The following is a 13,710-nucleotide window of genomic DNA, read 5'->3' on the forward strand; positions in this document are numbered from 1 at the left end:
CGTGCCCCGCTGGCGGCACGGCTCCTTCAGCTCATCGGTGGCGACTGCAATCCGAGGAAGGCGAGCACCTCGGCGCGCACCGGGGAGAGCCAGCTCAGGGGCTTGGCCAGGGACGCCATGATGGTGATGTGGCTGACCCCGTCCAGCAGGCGCCAGCGCGCATCGACCCCCAGGGACTTCAGCTTCTCGCCGAGCGCCATCGTGCTGCGCCGCGGGTTCACCAGCGAATCCTTCTCGGGGGCCAGCAGCAGGGTGCGGGGCGCGGCGGCTGTCGCCTGCGCCAGCGGCTGGCTATCCGCGGGCGTGGACGGCCAGTGGAAGGCGACCTGCGCCTCGGGGTTCTCGATGGGCAGGAAGTCGTAAGGGCCGGCGATGCCGATCCACCCGGCGAATTGACCGGGCGCCAGTCCGACAGTTGCGAGCCAACGAGGGTCCAGCGCCAGCATCGCGGCGTTGTAGGCCCCGGCGCTGTGGCCCATCAGGTAGATCTTGCGCGGATCGCATCCGAGCTCCGGGGCATGCCGCACGGCCCACTGCACGGCGCGTGCGCTGTCTTCCAGGAACACGGGGTAGCGCACCTGGGGGCTCAGGCGGTAATCCGGCAGCACGGCGACGGCGCCATGCGCGGCCAGGGCCTCGCCCACGAACCGGTAGTCGGCGCGGTCGCCCCGGGTCCAGCTGCCGCCGTAGAAGAAGATCACCAGCGGCGCGAGGCCGCGCGATTCGAGGGGCTGGTAGGTGTCGAGCTTCTGCCGGGGGTCGGGCCCATAGGCGATGTCCTGGCGGCCGCGATAGCTCGCGCGAGGCACGAAGGTGTTGAGCAGGCCGGAGGCCGAGCAGCCGGACAGGGACATGGCGGCAAGCGCGGCGAGGCCCGCGCGGCGGTTGAGGCCCGCAGGGGCGGTGGGACGGTGCATACGAACAGTACGCCCGCCGCGCCCGCGCGGTTTCACTCCGCCCGCACGATTTTCAGCATGTTGGTGCCGCCGGGCGCGCCCATCGGCTCGCCGCAGGTGATCGCGTAGATGTCGCCGCTGGAGACGATGCCGCGCTTTTTCAGGTGCGCTTCCGCCTCGCCCAGCGCTTTGTCGCGCTCCGCGCTCTGGTCCATGAGCAGCGGCCGCACGTTGCGGTACATCGCCATCTTGCGCTGCGTCACGAGCTTGGGAGTGAGCGCGTAGATCGGGATGTGGATGCGGTGGCGGCTCATCCACAAGGCGGTCGAACCCGAATCCGTAAGCGCCACGATCGCCTTGCAGCCGAGGTGGTGCGCGGTGAAGAGCGCGCCCATGGCGATCGACTGGTCGATGCGCGCGAAGGTCATGCCGGTGAAGTCGGCGTCGAGCTTCACGTCCTCGGCCTTCTCCGCTTCCAGGCAGATGTTCGCCATCTCGACGATGGTTTCCAGCGGGTAGCGGCCGGCGGCGGTTTCCGCGCTCAGCATCACGGCGTCGGTGCCGTCGAGCACGGCATTGGCGACGTCGCTCACCTCGGCGCGCGTGGGCACGGGCGCGGTAATCATCGACTCCATCATCTGCGTCGCGGTGATCACGAACTTGTCGTTCTCGCGCGCCATGCGGATCATGCGCTTCTGCAACGCGGGCACGGCCGCGTTGCCGACCTCGACCGCGAGGTCGCCGCGCGCAACCATGATGCCGTCGCTCGCGAGCAGGATGGACAGCAGGTTCGGGATCGCCTCGGCGCGCTCGATCTTCGCGATCAGGCCCGGGCGATGGCGGAATTCCGCCGCGGCCACGTTGCACAGCTGGCGCGCCATCTCCATGTCGGTCGCGTTCTTCGGGAAGCTCACGGCCACGTAGTCTGCCTGGAAGCTCATCGCGGTGCGGATGTCTTCCATGTCCTTCGCGGTGAGCGCGGGGGCCGTGAGGCCGCCGCCCTGCTTGTTGATGCCCTTGTTGTTGGAGAGCACGCCACCGAGCTTGACAGTGGTGCGCACCTGCTCGCCTTTCACCGAGTCCACGGTGAGCACGATCAGGCCGTCGTTGAGCAGCAGCACGTCGCCCGGCTTCACGTCGCGCGGCAGTTCCTTGTAGTCGAGGCCGACGCCCTGCAAGTCGCCCGGTTCGGTGCGCGATGCGTCGAGCACGAACTTCATCCCGGCTTCGAGCGCGACCTTGCCCTCGGCGAACTTGCCGACGCGGATCTTGGGGCCCTGCAGGTCCGCCATGATCGCGACCTCTCGTCCCGCGCGCTGCGCGGCGGCGCGCACGACACCCGCGAGGTTGATGTGGTCCTGCGCCTTGCCATGGCTGAAATTGAGGCGCACGACGTTCACGCCGGCGCGGATCATCTGCTCGAGGAGTGCGGGTTCGCTGGAGGCGGGGCCCAGGGTGGCAACGATCTTGGTGGCTCTACGGGCCATGGAGTCTCCGGTGTCTGTAATTAAGTTTCGGATTCTCTCGCGAAAGCGGTTACATGTCAGGTACGAAACACGCCTGGCGTCGCAAGCGAAGGTAAAACTGTTTCACCCGGCCGCGCGCTTTTCGAGGATTTCGAAGGCCGGCAGCTGCTTGCCTTCCAGCACCTCGAGGAAGGCGCCGCCGCCGGTGGAGATGTAGCTCACCTGCTTCTCGATGCCGTATTTCGCGATGGCCGCGAGCGTGTCGCCGCCCCCTGCGATGCTGAATGCGGACGAATCCGCGATGGCGCGGGCAATGGTCTCCGTGCCATGCGAGAACGCCTCGAATTCGAAGACGCCGACCGGGCCGTTCCAGACGATCGTGCCCGCTTTCATCAGCTGGTCCGCCAGCCGCTTCGCCGTTTGCGGGCCGATGTCGAGGATGAGGTCGTCGTCGGCGACGTCGGCAGCTGCCTTGACGGTGGCGGGCGCATCGGCGGCGAAGGTCTTGGCGGTGACGACGTCGGTCGGGATCGGCACGGCCGCGCCGCGCGCCGCCATCGCATCGATCACGGCCTTCGCTTCGCCGACGAGGTCCGCTTCCGCGAGCGACTTGCCGATCTTCAGGCCTGCCGCGAGCATGAAGGTGTTGGCGATGCCACCGCCCACGATGAGCTGGTCCACGTTCCGCGCGAGCGACTTCAGGATGGTGAGCTTGGTGGACACCTTCGACCCCGCCACGATGGCGGCGAGCGGGCGCTTGGGCTGTGCGAGCGCCTTCACGATGGCGTCGATCTCGGCGGACAACAGCGGGCCGGCGCACGCGACTTTCGCGAACTGCGCGATGCCGTAGGTCGATGCTTCGGCGCGGTGGGCCGTGCCGAACGCGTCGTGCACGAAGATGTCGCACAGCGCCGCCATCTTCTTCGCGAGCGCCGGGTCGTTCTTCTTCTCGCCCTTGTTGACGCGGCAATTCTCCAGCAGCACGACGTCGCCGGGCTTGACCTGCACCCCGTCCACCCAGTTGGCCACCAGCGGCACGTCCCGGCCCAGCAGCTCGGAGAGGCGCCGGGCCACGGGAGCCAGCGAATCTTCAGGCTTGAACTCGCCCTCGGTGGGCCGGCCCAGGTGCGAGGTGACCATCACGGCCGCGCCCGCGTCGAGCGCCATGCGGATGCAGGGCACCGACGCGCGGATGCGCGTGTCCTCGGTGATGTTGCCCGCGTCGTCCTGCGGCACGTTGAGGTCGGCACGGATGAACACGCGCTGGCCGCGGGCTTGGCCGCCGGCACACAGGTCGGAAAAACGCAGGACTTTCATGGAGATCGCTTCGTGGTGGCAAAGCGGTCATTTTAGGAGTCGCTACCAGCCCAACAGCAGGTGCAGCGGCAGATAAACCGCCATGCCCGCAGCGATCGTGAGCAGCACGCTGCGCCGCCAGAAGTAGAGCAAGGCGCCAACCGGCGCGGCGTAGAGGCGCGCGTCCTGCCAGGTGTGGATGAACTGGCCGCTGCTCATCACCACCTCCGGCGCGATCACGCCCGCGAGCGCGGCGACGGGCGCGTACTTCAGTGCCCGGTGCGCCCATGCGGGCAAGGTCCACGGCCGATCCATGATGAAGAAGAAGCAGCGGGTGAGCACGGTGATGGCGGCGAGTCCCACGATCGTCGCCAGGGTCCACAGGTCGGTCTGGGCGCTCATGCGGGCTCCCCCGCTTCCTGCGGGAACCTGCGCTCCAGCCAGAAACACAGGGCCACCGCCACCGCGATGGCCGCGACGATGTTGAGCTTGAGCGGCAGCGAATAGGTCGCGACCGCCGCCGACCCTGCGATCAGCACCGCCAGCCGGCGCAGCGGCGTATTCGCGAGCGAGCACAGGATGCCGACGAGGCACAGCACACCCGCGAAGCCGAGTCCCCACGACGTGGGAATGAGGTTGCCCAGCAGGATGCCGGCCACGCTCGCGCCCATCCACGCGAACCACGTGACGCAGTAGTTGCCGCTCAGGTACGCCTCCTCCTCCCGCCGGCCCTCTCCGGTCTGCGCGGGCTCCGGGAAGCGCCGCGTGAACATGGCATACGTCATGTCCGCGGTGAGGTAGCCGTGGGCCATGCGGCGCCAGCGCGGCATGTGCATCATGTAGGGACGCAGGTGCAGGCTGAAGACGACGAAGCGCAGGTTCACGCAGAAGCCGGTGGCGAGGATCACCCACATCGGCGCCCCGGCGACGATCAGCGGGATCGCGGCGAGTTGCGAGCTGCCCGCGTAGACGAGGAAGGTCATCGCGAGCGCCTCGAACACGCTCATGCCCGACTTGACCATGGCGACTCCCGTCATCAGGCCCCATGCGGCAATGCCGGTGGCCAGCGGCGCCATGCCGCTCGCGGCCTCCCGGAACGCCGGGTGGCTGTAGTTGGATCGCAGGAAGAACACGGGGCGGCTAGGAAGCGAACGACATCCGCGGCTCCAACGCGAAACCGCGCTGGAAGTCTGCCACAGCCATGCGTTTGCCGCCCGCGCGCTGCAGCTGGGTGGCGCGCAGGACGCCCGCGCCGCACGCGATGTCCACGCCTTGCGCCGTCACCGCGAGAATCTCGCCCGGCGCGGTGCCGGAAGCATGCGCTTCCAGCGGATGCGCACGCCAGAACTTCACCACTTCCCCGCGCAACGTACCCGATGCGCCCGGGAAGGGATCGAAAGCGCGGATGCGGCGCGCGATGGTGCGGGCGTCGAGTGTCCAGTCGATCGCGGCTTCCTGCTTCTCGATCTTGTGCGCGTAGGTCACGCCTTCCGCGGGCTGGGGCGTGCGGGTGAGGCCGCCGCAGGCAGCGAGCTCGAGCGCCTCGACCATCAATCTGCCGCCCAGCGGTGCGAGCTTGTCGTGCAGCGTCGCGGTGGTGTCGTCGTCCGCGATGGGAATGGCTTCGGCCAGCAGCATGTCGCCCGTGTCCAGGCCCGCATCCATCTGCATGATGGTCACGCCGGTCATCGCATCCCCCGCCTCGATCGCGCGGTGGATCGGCGCGGCGCCGCGCCAGCGTGGCAGCAAGGACGCATGGATATTGAAAGCCCCCAGGCGCGGCGCATCGAGCACCCACTGCGGCAGGATCAGGCCGTACGCCGCGACGACCATCGCGTCCGCGCGGGCAGCGGCGATCGCATCGCGCGCCTGACGTGCGTCCTCGGGATACTTGCCGTCAAGCCGCAAGCTGCGCGGCTGCACCACGGGGATCCCATGCGTGACGGCGAACTGCTTGACCGCCGAAGCCTGCAGCTTCATGCCGCGGCCGGCCGGGCGATCGGGCTGCGTGAGCACCAGCGGAATCTGGAAGCCCGCGGCGTGCAGCCGCTCGAGCGCCACCTGGGCGAATTCGGGTGTCCCCGCGAAGATGACGCGCACGTTGTCGAAGGCCCTAGTTTCTGTCGTTGGGCGCGTTGACGAATTCCATGCCCGGATGGGCGCGCCGCACCACGTTGGCCCGGTCCAGGTACACCCAATAGAACATGTCGCTGCCCTGCACGTCCCGCCAGCGGTAGGTCATGACCGGGCCGTCCCAGCTCGCGACGCCGTCGATCATCGCCGGCCGGCCGAACTCGCGCTCCACGTCGTCGCGCGTCCACTTCCCGGGCTCGATCCGCTGAAAATTGGCGTCCGTCAGGACCTGGCGCGAGCGGACGACCCGGCCCGCGGCGTCCAGGTCCACCATCCAGGCGAACTGGCCGAAGGGTTGCAGCGAATACTGGAGGCGCTCGCCGCCATCGATCCGCACCACGCGCTGGGGCTGGCCCAGGCGCGCGACCACCGCCTCGCGGGGCGTTCCCGGTGCGACATCGAAGCCGCCGCCGATGAAGGTGACGGCGCAGCCGGCCAGCAGCGACAGGCACAGGGCGCATAACAGCTTGCGCATGGCAGGCCTCCTGGACGAAATAAGAGTCAGTGAAACGCTCAGGCCCGCTCGGTGTCCCGGCGCGCCTTCAGCATCTTGGTCTTGATGCGGTTTCGCTTCAAGGGCGACAGGTATTCGACGAACACCTTGCCGAGCAGGTGGTCCATCTCGTGCTGGATGCACACGGCGAGGATGCCCTCGGCCTCCAGCGTGCGGGACTTGCCATCGCCGTCGAGGGCCGTCACCTTGATGGACGAGGAGCGCTCCACGCCGTCGTAGATCCCTGGAACGGACAGGCAGCCTTCGTCGTTGAGCTGCTTCTCGGGGCTGGCCCAGGTGATCTCCGGGTTGATCAGCACCAGCGGCTGGTTCCGGTCCTCGGAGACGTCGATGACGATCAGGCGCTCATGGACGTCCACCTGCGTGGCGGCCAGGCCGATGCCGTTGGCGTCGTACATCGTGTCCAGCATGTCGGCGATCAGCTGTTTCACGCGGGCGTCCACCGCCTGCACGGGCCGGGCCACGGTGTTCAGTTTCGGGTCGGGATAGCAAAGAATGGGCAGGAGGGACATGGGTTGGGGCCTTGGGTGTCGCTATTTTCGCTACTTTTGGGTTTGCCGGCAGGCTCGAAACGCCATAAACGTTGCCCAATCAAGGGCTTGAGCGCAGAATCGCCAGTACTTTGTCAAGACTTTCGACTGCCTGCCCATGGGGTGGTCGTGGCCCGCAAATGCACCAACACAGCCAATTTTCGACGATGGTTCCAGCTCCCGCCCGCGGATCGTCCCGCTGGGGCGCCGCTTCCAGCTGGACCATGCTGGCCGCGCTCGCGGGGGCCCTGGCCGCCGCACCCGCGCTGGCGCAGAACTTCCCGATCACGCCGGGCCAGCGCTCCACCGCCGAGCAGGTGGCGCAGGCCGGGGTTCCGCTGTCCGAACTCGCCCCGAACGCGCCCGAGGAATACACCGTCAAGCGCGGCGACACGCTCTGGGCCATCTCCGGCATGTTCCTGAAGACGCCGTGGCGCTGGCCCGAGCTCTGGGGCATGAACATGGAAGAGGTGCGCAACCCGCACCGCATCTATCCCGGCCAGCAGCTCTTCCTGGAAAAGCTCAACGGCCGCGCGCTGCTGCGCATGCGCGCTTCGACCGACAGCAGCCAGCCGCCCACCGACACCATCCGCGTGTCGCCCCGCACCCGCATCGAATCGCTGCCGGATGCGTCCATTCCGACCTTGCAGCTGGCCGCGATCGAAGCCTTCCTGGCCGAGCCGCTGATCATCGACGAGAAGACGCTGCTCGCCGCGCCGCGCATCGTGGCCGCCCCGGCGGACCGGGTCCTCATCACGCGCGGCGACCGCGCGTACGCACGCGGGATCGCCGCCACGCCGATGATGCAGCGCGTCTCCGGCCGCGAGGACGACTACCGCATCTTCCGCAATGCGCAGCCCCTGCGCGACCCGGTCACCAAGGCCGTCCTGGGCTACGAGGCGCAGTACCTCGGCAAGGCGGCGCTCGTGCGCAACGAAAGCTCGGAATCGGTGAAGACGAGCAGCGGCAAGGAGGAAACCCTTCCCGTGCCGGCCACCATCGACATCGTGTCGGCCAAGGAAGAAATGCGGGTCGGGGACCGGCTGCTGCCCGAGCCGCCGCGCGAATTCCTCAATTACGTGCCCCACGCGCCGGGCAACACCATCCGCGGCACGATCGTCTCGATCCACGGCAATGCCGTGGCCCTCGCCGGACAGAACTCGGTCGTGGTGATCAACAAGGGCACGATGGACGGCATCGAGATGGGCCACGTGCTGGTGATCCAGAAAGAGGGCGAGCGGCGCACCGACACTTCGCAGCCCGGCGAGCGCTCGGTCATCAAGCTGCCCAATGAGCGCAACGGCCTCCTGATGGTGTTCCGCCCGTTCGAGAAGCTCTCGTACGGGCTGGTCCTGGAAATGAACGACGCAGTAAAGATCGGCGACGCCGTCGTCAATCCGCGCTGAGCCCCGACCGCGTCGACCCGGGTGAGCTCGCGGCATGGCTGCGGCTGGCCTGGACCCGGGGAATCGGCAATATCACCGCCCGGCGCCTGCTGGCCGCCTTCGGCTTGCCGCAGGCCATCTTCGAGCAACCCCTGGAAGCGCTCCGGCAGGTCGTGTCCGCGGCCGATGCGGCCTCGCTCCAAAAGCCACCCGAGGGATTCGAGGCACGCGTCGCGGTCACGCGCCAATGGCTGGAAGCAGCATCCTTCCCCGGCGAGCGGCAGATCGTCACTCTCGGCTCTCCCGGTTACCCCCAAGCACTCCTCGACACCGAGGACCCGCCGCTGATGCTGTACCTGCTCGGGCAGGTGCCGCCGCGCTGGCCCCACGCCATCTCCATCGTGGGCAGCCGCAATCCCACGCCGCAGGGCCTGGCGAATGCCCGCGATTTCTCGCGCAGCTTCGCGCAGGCGGGCCTCACCGTGGTCTCGGGGCTCGCGCTCGGCATCGACGGCGCCGCGCATGAAGGCGCGCTCGACGGCGCAGTCGGCGGCGGGCCGGCGACAATCGCGGTGGTGGGCACGGGCCTGGACACCGTCTACCCCAAACGGCATGCGAGCCTCGCGCAACGCATCGTGCAGCGGGGCCTCATCGTCAGCGAATATCCGCTGGGCACGCCGCCGCTGTCGGAAAATTTTCCGAGGCGCAACCGCATCATCTCGGCCCTGGGCCAGGGCACGCTGGTGGTCGAGGCCGCGCTGATGTCGGGTTCGCTGATCACCGCCAAGCAGGCGGCCGAGCAGGGCCGCGACGTGTTCGCGATTCCGGGCTCGATCCATTCGCCGCTCTCGCGCGGCTGCCATTCGCTCATCAAGCAGGGGGCGAAGCTCGTGGAATGCGCACAGGACGTGTTGGAGGAATTGCCGTCGACGCGCGGCAGCCTGCTCGCGCGCAACGCGTCATCGAGCACCTCAACGATCGCGGGCACGAGCGAGCTCGATGGGACACCGACGCAGGACGGCGTGCTCGAATCGCTGGGCCACGACCCGGTAGGACTCGACGCATTGGTGGCCCGCACGGGTCTCGCCCCCGCGCAACTGCAAGCCCGCCTGCTCGAGCTCGAGCTGGCCGGTGAAATCGCGCGCCTGCCCGGTGGTCTCTACCAACGCACGGCCATCGCGTAGCTGAGCCAGCTTGCGCCCCGCGTGCTGCAAGCGCGCAACACCGCACCGGAATCGATTGCAGGAAGCGACTTCTGGGCTATATTGGGTGGCATGTTTGAAGTGCTCGTTTTTGTGTACGAACACTACTGGCGCGGCGATGCGTGTCCTGAGCTGGAGCATCTGAGCCGCAAGCTCAGCGCCCACGGCTTCGAGGCCGACGAAATCCACGAGGCGCTGGTCTGGCTCGACGGCCTGAACCTCGCCGCGCAGAGCGTCCGCTCGGATGCTCCCACCGCTTCCGCTCCCTCCCCCCTGCAGTCTGCCGACAGCATGCGCGTGTATTCGGTGCGCGAGCAGGACCACCTCGGCGCACAGTGCCTGGGTTTCATCTCCTTCCTCGAAAGCGCCGGCGTGCTGCCGCCGGCCATGCGCGAGATCGTCGTGGACAGGGCGATGGCGGCACCCGGTGGGCCGGTGGCCGTCGACGACCTGAAGATCATCGTGCTGATGGTGTACTGGAGCTTCGGCGAAGAGCCCGACGCCCTGGTGCTGGACGAGCTGTGCGACGACGGCGACGAGCGCGTCGCGCACTGATCGCACCCCTTACTGCAGCAGCCTCTCCGGATTCGCATCCAGCTTGGCGAGCGCATCGCGCGTGGCGCGCACGGTGAGCGCTTCTTCCTCGGCGGGGAGCAAGAGGCCGGCCTGCAGGTAGGCCGCGAGGCGACGGGCCTGCACGAGGTAGCTGCGCCCCCCGGGCGACGCGAAGAGGTGCAACTGCTTGCGGTCGCTGCGCCACACATACTGGACCTGCGTCGTCGCGCCGTTGTGGTCCAGCGAGAACCAGTTGCCCAGCTGCAGCTCGGCCGCCCACGCGAGCATGGCCGCATTGGGGCGGGAACCGCCGTCGGCCACCACCTCGATGTTCGACGCGTCGATCCCGAGCATCATCTCGATGCTCTCGGCGTCCAGAGGCAGGTCGGTCTCCGGGTCGCCGGTAATGAAATCTTCCAGGTTGGCGAGCCGCTTCGACATCTCTTCGATGCGATCGTGCGGGATGGCCTCGGTCTTGGAGAGGAAGGCATCGGCCAGCGTGTCGCCGATCGCCTTGATGTGCGCCTCCTGCTCCTTGCCCTGGATGTTCACGAGGCTCATGCCCTGGCGCAGCCTTTGCAGCAGCTTGGGCAGGTCCTGGATCACCTTGGCGCGCTCGCCCCGGTTGGGCTTGGCGCTCGCCGCCCACACCAGCTCGGACGCGCAGCGCTTGAGCGAAAGCGTTTCCTCGTTCTGCGGTCCGCTCTTGACCGCGGAGACCGCGAGCACCTCCGCCCACACCTTGAACAGGAATTCGCGGATCTCCTCGCGCACCGGCATGTCCGCGAGCATGCTGCGCATCTCGATCGTGTACTGGATGGCCAGCGTTTCCTTCTGCTCGACCTGCTGGGCCACGCTCACGAGGCGCTGCGTCGGGGCGGCCTCGGTCAGGAACTTGCCGAGGAATTTCTGGAACTCCTCGTACACGAGCTGGAAAACACGCCGCCCCGTCTCGGGGTACTGCTCGATGACCTGCACCACGCGCTTGATCTCGATCTCGAGCGCGCTGCCGCCGATGGCCGCGGAATCGAAACCCATCACGCACGAGCCCATGCGGTCGATCAGCTGGCGGGCCGGATGCTCGAGCGAGCCGAAGAACTCGGGCTCCGAGATGGCCACACGCAGCACCGGCATCTGGAGGCGCGCGAACCACACCCGGATCGCGGGCGGGATCCGCTCTTCGGACAGGATGCTCTGGAACATGAGGGCCACGATCTCGATCGTGGCTTTCTCGTTGGAGGTGGCAGCTTTTTTCTTCAGCTCGCCGCTGCGCTTCCGGAGGTCGACGGCGACCTGCTGGACGGCCACGTCGTCGTAGACGACGATTTCGTCGCTGGCGCTGCCGCCGGGTGCGCCCTGGACCTCCGTCGACTGCACCTGGGTGATCTGGTGCGAGATCGCCTCCGCCAACGCGGGAGAAGGGGTGTGCGGACTGGAATCGAATCCCGCCACGCGGTCCGTCAGGAGCCGCCGCAGCTGGCCCAGCACCCCGCTGGCACGTGCACGGGCCCGCGCGAGCGGCGGGCTCGAAGTCATCATCCGGGTCTCTTCGGACACCCCGCTGCGCGTTTCCGAGCCGCCCTGCCGGGACGCCGGGCCCCCGCGGGTGCTCCCGGTGTCAGCGGGACCGTCGCCCTGGCGCGCGCCACCGGGGCTGCCGCCCCCCGTCGCGCCGGCCCCACCTCCGTGAGGACCTTCCGCGCCTGGCGAATACCCGCCGGAGCGCTGGCCGCCCGGCCCGACTGGGCCGCCTTGCCCGCCCGGCGCATACCCGCCGCCTTGGGAACCCCCCGCGTAGCCGCCGCCCTGCGGACCGCCGGCGTACCCGCCGCCTTGCGAGCCGCCGGCATACCCACCACCCTGGGAGCCGCCGGCATAGCCGCCGCCTTGCGCGCCGCCCGCGTAACCACCGCCCGCCGGACCGCCCTGCGCACCGCCGGCATACCCGCCGCCTTGCGGACCGCTGGCGTACCCACCGTCCTGCCCGCCACCGGCGTAGCCGCCTCCGCCCCCCCAGTCACCGTACCCGCCGCCGGTGTCGTTGCCGGCACCCTGGGGAGGTTGCGAATCCTGCGCTTCGCCGGGACGCGGCGGCCGCTTCGCTGCGGGGCCCGAAGCACCGCGCCGCACACGCTTGGTGAGGTCGATGTTGCGCATCACGCCCTGCGCGATCAGGAATTCGTTGGTGGCCTTGTAGGCCGCGGGCACGTGCTCGACCAGGTGCTTCTGGACGACGTCCTGGACCAGCGTCCAGCACTCGTTGGACAGCTCCGCGGCGCCCCACTGCTCCACCACCAGCTGGGACAGCGCTTCGGGCCGCAGGATGTCCGCGGTGGACATCTCCTCGCCATCGAGGAACTGCATGCGCACCTTCAGGTCGTTCATCTCCCAGGTGGTCTTCTCGCCGATCATGAGCGCGAGGCGGCCCGAGATGATCTTCTGCTCGACGACGTCTTCGCCCAGCAGCTGGAGCGCGCCTGCCTCCAACCGGATGCGCGCCGTGGCCGTCGGCGGGACCACCGCCTGCTGCCAGGCCTTCACCACCGCCTGCGCCCACTGGGGGCCCTTGCGGTCGAATTCCATCATGGCGTCGCGCCGCTCGTGCATTTCCCGCGAGCTGCTGCTGCTGTCCACGAGGTCGGAGAGCTTGCTGCGCATGGCCTGCACCATCGGCGGGATGGCCTGCTGCGCGCGTGTCACGAACTGCTCACGCGCCAGGCGCGCCAGGCGCGCTCCGGATTCGTGTGGCGGTCTCGGCACGCTCATGGGGGAGTCATCCTAGACGGTGGCGCCCGCGTTCGGGTCGTTGGGGTCCTCGTCCTTGCGGGCCGTGGACTTCGTGAGGTCTTCGCGCTTGACGCCCAGCCACATGGCGATGGCGGCCGCGACGAACACCGACGAATAGATGCCGAACAGGATGCCGATGGTCAGCGCCAGGGCGAAGTAGTGAAGCGTCGCGCCGCCGAACAGCAGCATGGACAGCACCATCATCTGGGTGGCGCCGTGGGTGATGATGGTGCGGCTGATGGTCGACGTGATCGCGTTGTCGATGATCTGGATGGTCGTCATCTTGCGGTAGCGGCGGAAGTTCTCGCGGATCCGGTCGAAGATCACGACCGATTCATTGACCGAGTAGCCCAGCACCGCGAGTACCGCCGCCAGCACGGCCAGCGAAAACTCCCACTGGAAGAACGCGAAGAAGCCCAGGATGATGACGACGTCGTGCAGGTTCGCGATGATGGCGGCGACGGCGAACTTCCACTCGAAGCGGAAGGCCAGGTAGATCATGATGCCCGCCACCACCATGGCCAGCGCCTTGAGGCCGTCGGTTGCCAGCTCCTCGCCCACCTGGGGGCCGACGAATTCCGTGCGGCGCAGGGTGACCGACGGGTCCTGCGCCTTGAGCGCCGCGAGAACCTTTTCGCTCTGTTGCGCCGAACTCACGCCTTTTTGCGCCGGCAGGCGGATCATGACGTCGCGGGAGGTGCCGAAATTCTGCACCTGGACATCCGCGAAACCCAGGCCCGAGACGGTGTTGCGCAGGCGCTCGACGTCGGCTGGCTGCGTATAGGCCACTTCCATCACCGTGCCGCCCGTGAACTCCACCGAGAGGTGCAGCCCCCGGTGGAAGAGGAAAAACACCGCGGCCGCGAAGGTCAGGAAGGAGATCACGTTGAATATCAACGCGTTCTCCATGAACGGGATGTCGCGGCGGATCTTGAAGAATTCCATG

13 protein-coding genes are annotated in these 13,710 nt (G+C 68.2%); 3 read left to right on the forward strand and 10 right to left on the reverse strand.

What is annotated here, in order from left to right; genetic code table 11:
* Positions 1-26: 26 nt before the first annotated feature.
* The 8 genes from I5803_RS12435 to def form a co-directional block, all read right to left on the reverse strand.
* Positions 27-917 carry an alpha/beta hydrolase gene (locus I5803_RS12435; protein ID WP_196986664.1) on the reverse strand — a complete coding sequence of 297 codons (891 nt, stop codon included), beginning with the start codon at positions 915-917 and terminating at the stop codon, positions 27-29.
* Between the two features lie 32 nt (positions 918-949).
* Complete coding sequence (gene pyk, locus I5803_RS12440) at positions 950-2,383, reverse strand: pyruvate kinase (protein ID WP_196986665.1); 1,434 nt, start codon at positions 2,381-2,383, stop codon at positions 950-952.
* Between the two features lie 102 nt (positions 2,384-2,485).
* Positions 2,486-3,679, reverse strand: coding sequence for a phosphoglycerate kinase (locus I5803_RS12445; RefSeq protein WP_196986666.1), 1,194 nt, complete (start codon positions 3,677-3,679; stop codon positions 2,486-2,488).
* 42 nt (positions 3,680-3,721) lie between these two features.
* Positions 3,722-4,060 carry an AzlD domain-containing protein gene (locus I5803_RS12450; protein WP_196986667.1) on the reverse strand — a complete coding sequence of 113 codons (339 nt, stop codon included), beginning with the start codon at positions 4,058-4,060 and terminating at the stop codon, positions 3,722-3,724.
* Positions 4,057-4,791 carry an AzlC family ABC transporter permease gene (locus tag I5803_RS12455; RefSeq protein WP_435520853.1) on the reverse strand — a complete coding sequence of 245 codons (735 nt, stop codon included), beginning with the start codon at positions 4,789-4,791 and terminating at the stop codon, positions 4,057-4,059. The genes I5803_RS12450 and I5803_RS12455 overlap by 4 nt, the downstream gene beginning before the upstream one ends.
* A gap of 7 nt (positions 4,792-4,798) precedes the next feature.
* Positions 4,799-5,758 (reverse strand): methionyl-tRNA formyltransferase, encoded by a 960-nt coding sequence (gene fmt / locus I5803_RS12460; protein ID WP_196986668.1) that lies wholly within the window; start codon positions 5,756-5,758, stop codon positions 4,799-4,801.
* Positions 5,759-5,771: 13 nt separating this feature from the next.
* Complete coding sequence (locus I5803_RS12465; RefSeq protein ID WP_196986669.1) at positions 5,772-6,266, reverse strand: hypothetical protein; 495 nt, start codon at positions 6,264-6,266, stop codon at positions 5,772-5,774.
* 38 nt (positions 6,267-6,304) lie between these two features.
* Positions 6,305-6,817: a peptide deformylase gene (gene def / locus I5803_RS12470; protein WP_196986670.1), complete on the reverse strand. Its 513-nt coding sequence runs from the start codon at positions 6,815-6,817 to the stop codon at positions 6,305-6,307.
* A gap of 185 nt (positions 6,818-7,002) precedes the next feature.
* Between def and I5803_RS12475 the strand changes: the two genes are divergently transcribed.
* The 3 genes from I5803_RS12475 (at position 7,003) to I5803_RS12485 (ending at position 9,977) form a co-directional block, all read left to right on the forward strand.
* On the forward strand, positions 7,003-8,241 hold the full coding sequence (locus I5803_RS12475; protein WP_231402401.1) for a LysM peptidoglycan-binding domain-containing protein: 1,239 nt from the start codon (positions 7,003-7,005) through the stop codon (positions 8,239-8,241).
* Positions 8,238-9,404: a DNA-processing protein DprA gene (gene dprA, locus I5803_RS12480; protein ID WP_196988549.1), complete on the forward strand. Its 1,167-nt coding sequence runs from the start codon at positions 8,238-8,240 to the stop codon at positions 9,402-9,404. Before I5803_RS12475 ends, dprA begins: the two co-directional genes overlap by 4 nt.
* Positions 9,405-9,494: 90 nt before the next feature.
* Positions 9,495-9,977: a Smg family protein gene (locus I5803_RS12485; RefSeq protein ID WP_196986672.1), complete on the forward strand. Its 483-nt coding sequence runs from the start codon at positions 9,495-9,497 to the stop codon at positions 9,975-9,977.
* Between the two features lie 9 nt (positions 9,978-9,986).
* On the opposite strand, the gene I5803_RS12490 is transcribed toward I5803_RS12485, so the two are convergent.
* Both I5803_RS12490 and secF read right to left on the reverse strand, forming a co-directional pair.
* Entirely contained in the window at positions 9,987-12,743 is a 2,757-nt protein-coding gene (locus I5803_RS12490) for a DUF1631 family protein (RefSeq protein WP_196986673.1), read from the reverse strand.
* Between the two features lie 12 nt (positions 12,744-12,755).
* Positions 12,756-13,709 (reverse strand): protein translocase subunit SecF, encoded by a 954-nt coding sequence (secF, locus tag I5803_RS12495; protein ID WP_196986674.1) that lies wholly within the window; start codon positions 13,707-13,709, stop codon positions 12,756-12,758.
* Position 13,710 lies beyond the last annotated feature (1 nt).

Origin of the sequence: Caenimonas aquaedulcis (genome assembly GCF_015831345.1) — a bacterium.
Lineage (GTDB): Bacteria > Pseudomonadota > Gammaproteobacteria > Burkholderiales > Burkholderiaceae_C > Ramlibacter > Ramlibacter aquaedulcis.

What these genes read in the sequence shown, in the direction of transcription:
- I5803_RS12485 (WP_196986672.1), top strand. Translation starts at nt 9,495, where the DNA reads ATGTTTGAAGTGCTCGTTTTTGTGTACGAACACTACTGGCGCGGCGAT.
- I5803_RS12445 (WP_196986666.1), bottom strand. Translation starts at nt 3,679, where the DNA reads ATGAAAGTCCTGCGTTTTTCCGACCTGTGTGCCGGCGGCCAAGCCCGC.
- secF (WP_196986674.1), bottom strand. Translation starts at nt 13,709, where the DNA reads ATGGAATTCTTCAAGATCCGCCGCGACATCCCGTTCATGGAGAACGCG.
- I5803_RS12435 (WP_196986664.1), bottom strand. Translation starts at nt 917, where the DNA reads ATGCACCGTCCCACCGCCCCTGCGGGCCTCAACCGCCGCGCGGGCCTC.
- I5803_RS12490 (WP_196986673.1), bottom strand. Translation starts at nt 12,743, where the DNA reads ATGAGCGTGCCGAGACCGCCACACGAATCCGGAGCGCGCCTGGCGCGC.
- I5803_RS12465 (WP_196986669.1), bottom strand. Translation starts at nt 6,266, where the DNA reads ATGCGCAAGCTGTTATGCGCCCTGTGCCTGTCGCTGCTGGCCGGCTGC.
- I5803_RS12475 (WP_231402401.1), top strand. Translation starts at nt 7,003, where the DNA reads ATGGTTCCAGCTCCCGCCCGCGGATCGTCCCGCTGGGGCGCCGCTTCC.
- I5803_RS12450 (WP_196986667.1), bottom strand. Translation starts at nt 4,060, where the DNA reads ATGAGCGCCCAGACCGACCTGTGGACCCTGGCGACGATCGTGGGACTC.
- pyk (WP_196986665.1), bottom strand. Translation starts at nt 2,383, where the DNA reads ATGGCCCGTAGAGCCACCAAGATCGTTGCCACCCTGGGCCCCGCCTCC.
- def (WP_196986670.1), bottom strand. Translation starts at nt 6,817, where the DNA reads ATGTCCCTCCTGCCCATTCTTTGCTATCCCGACCCGAAACTGAACACC.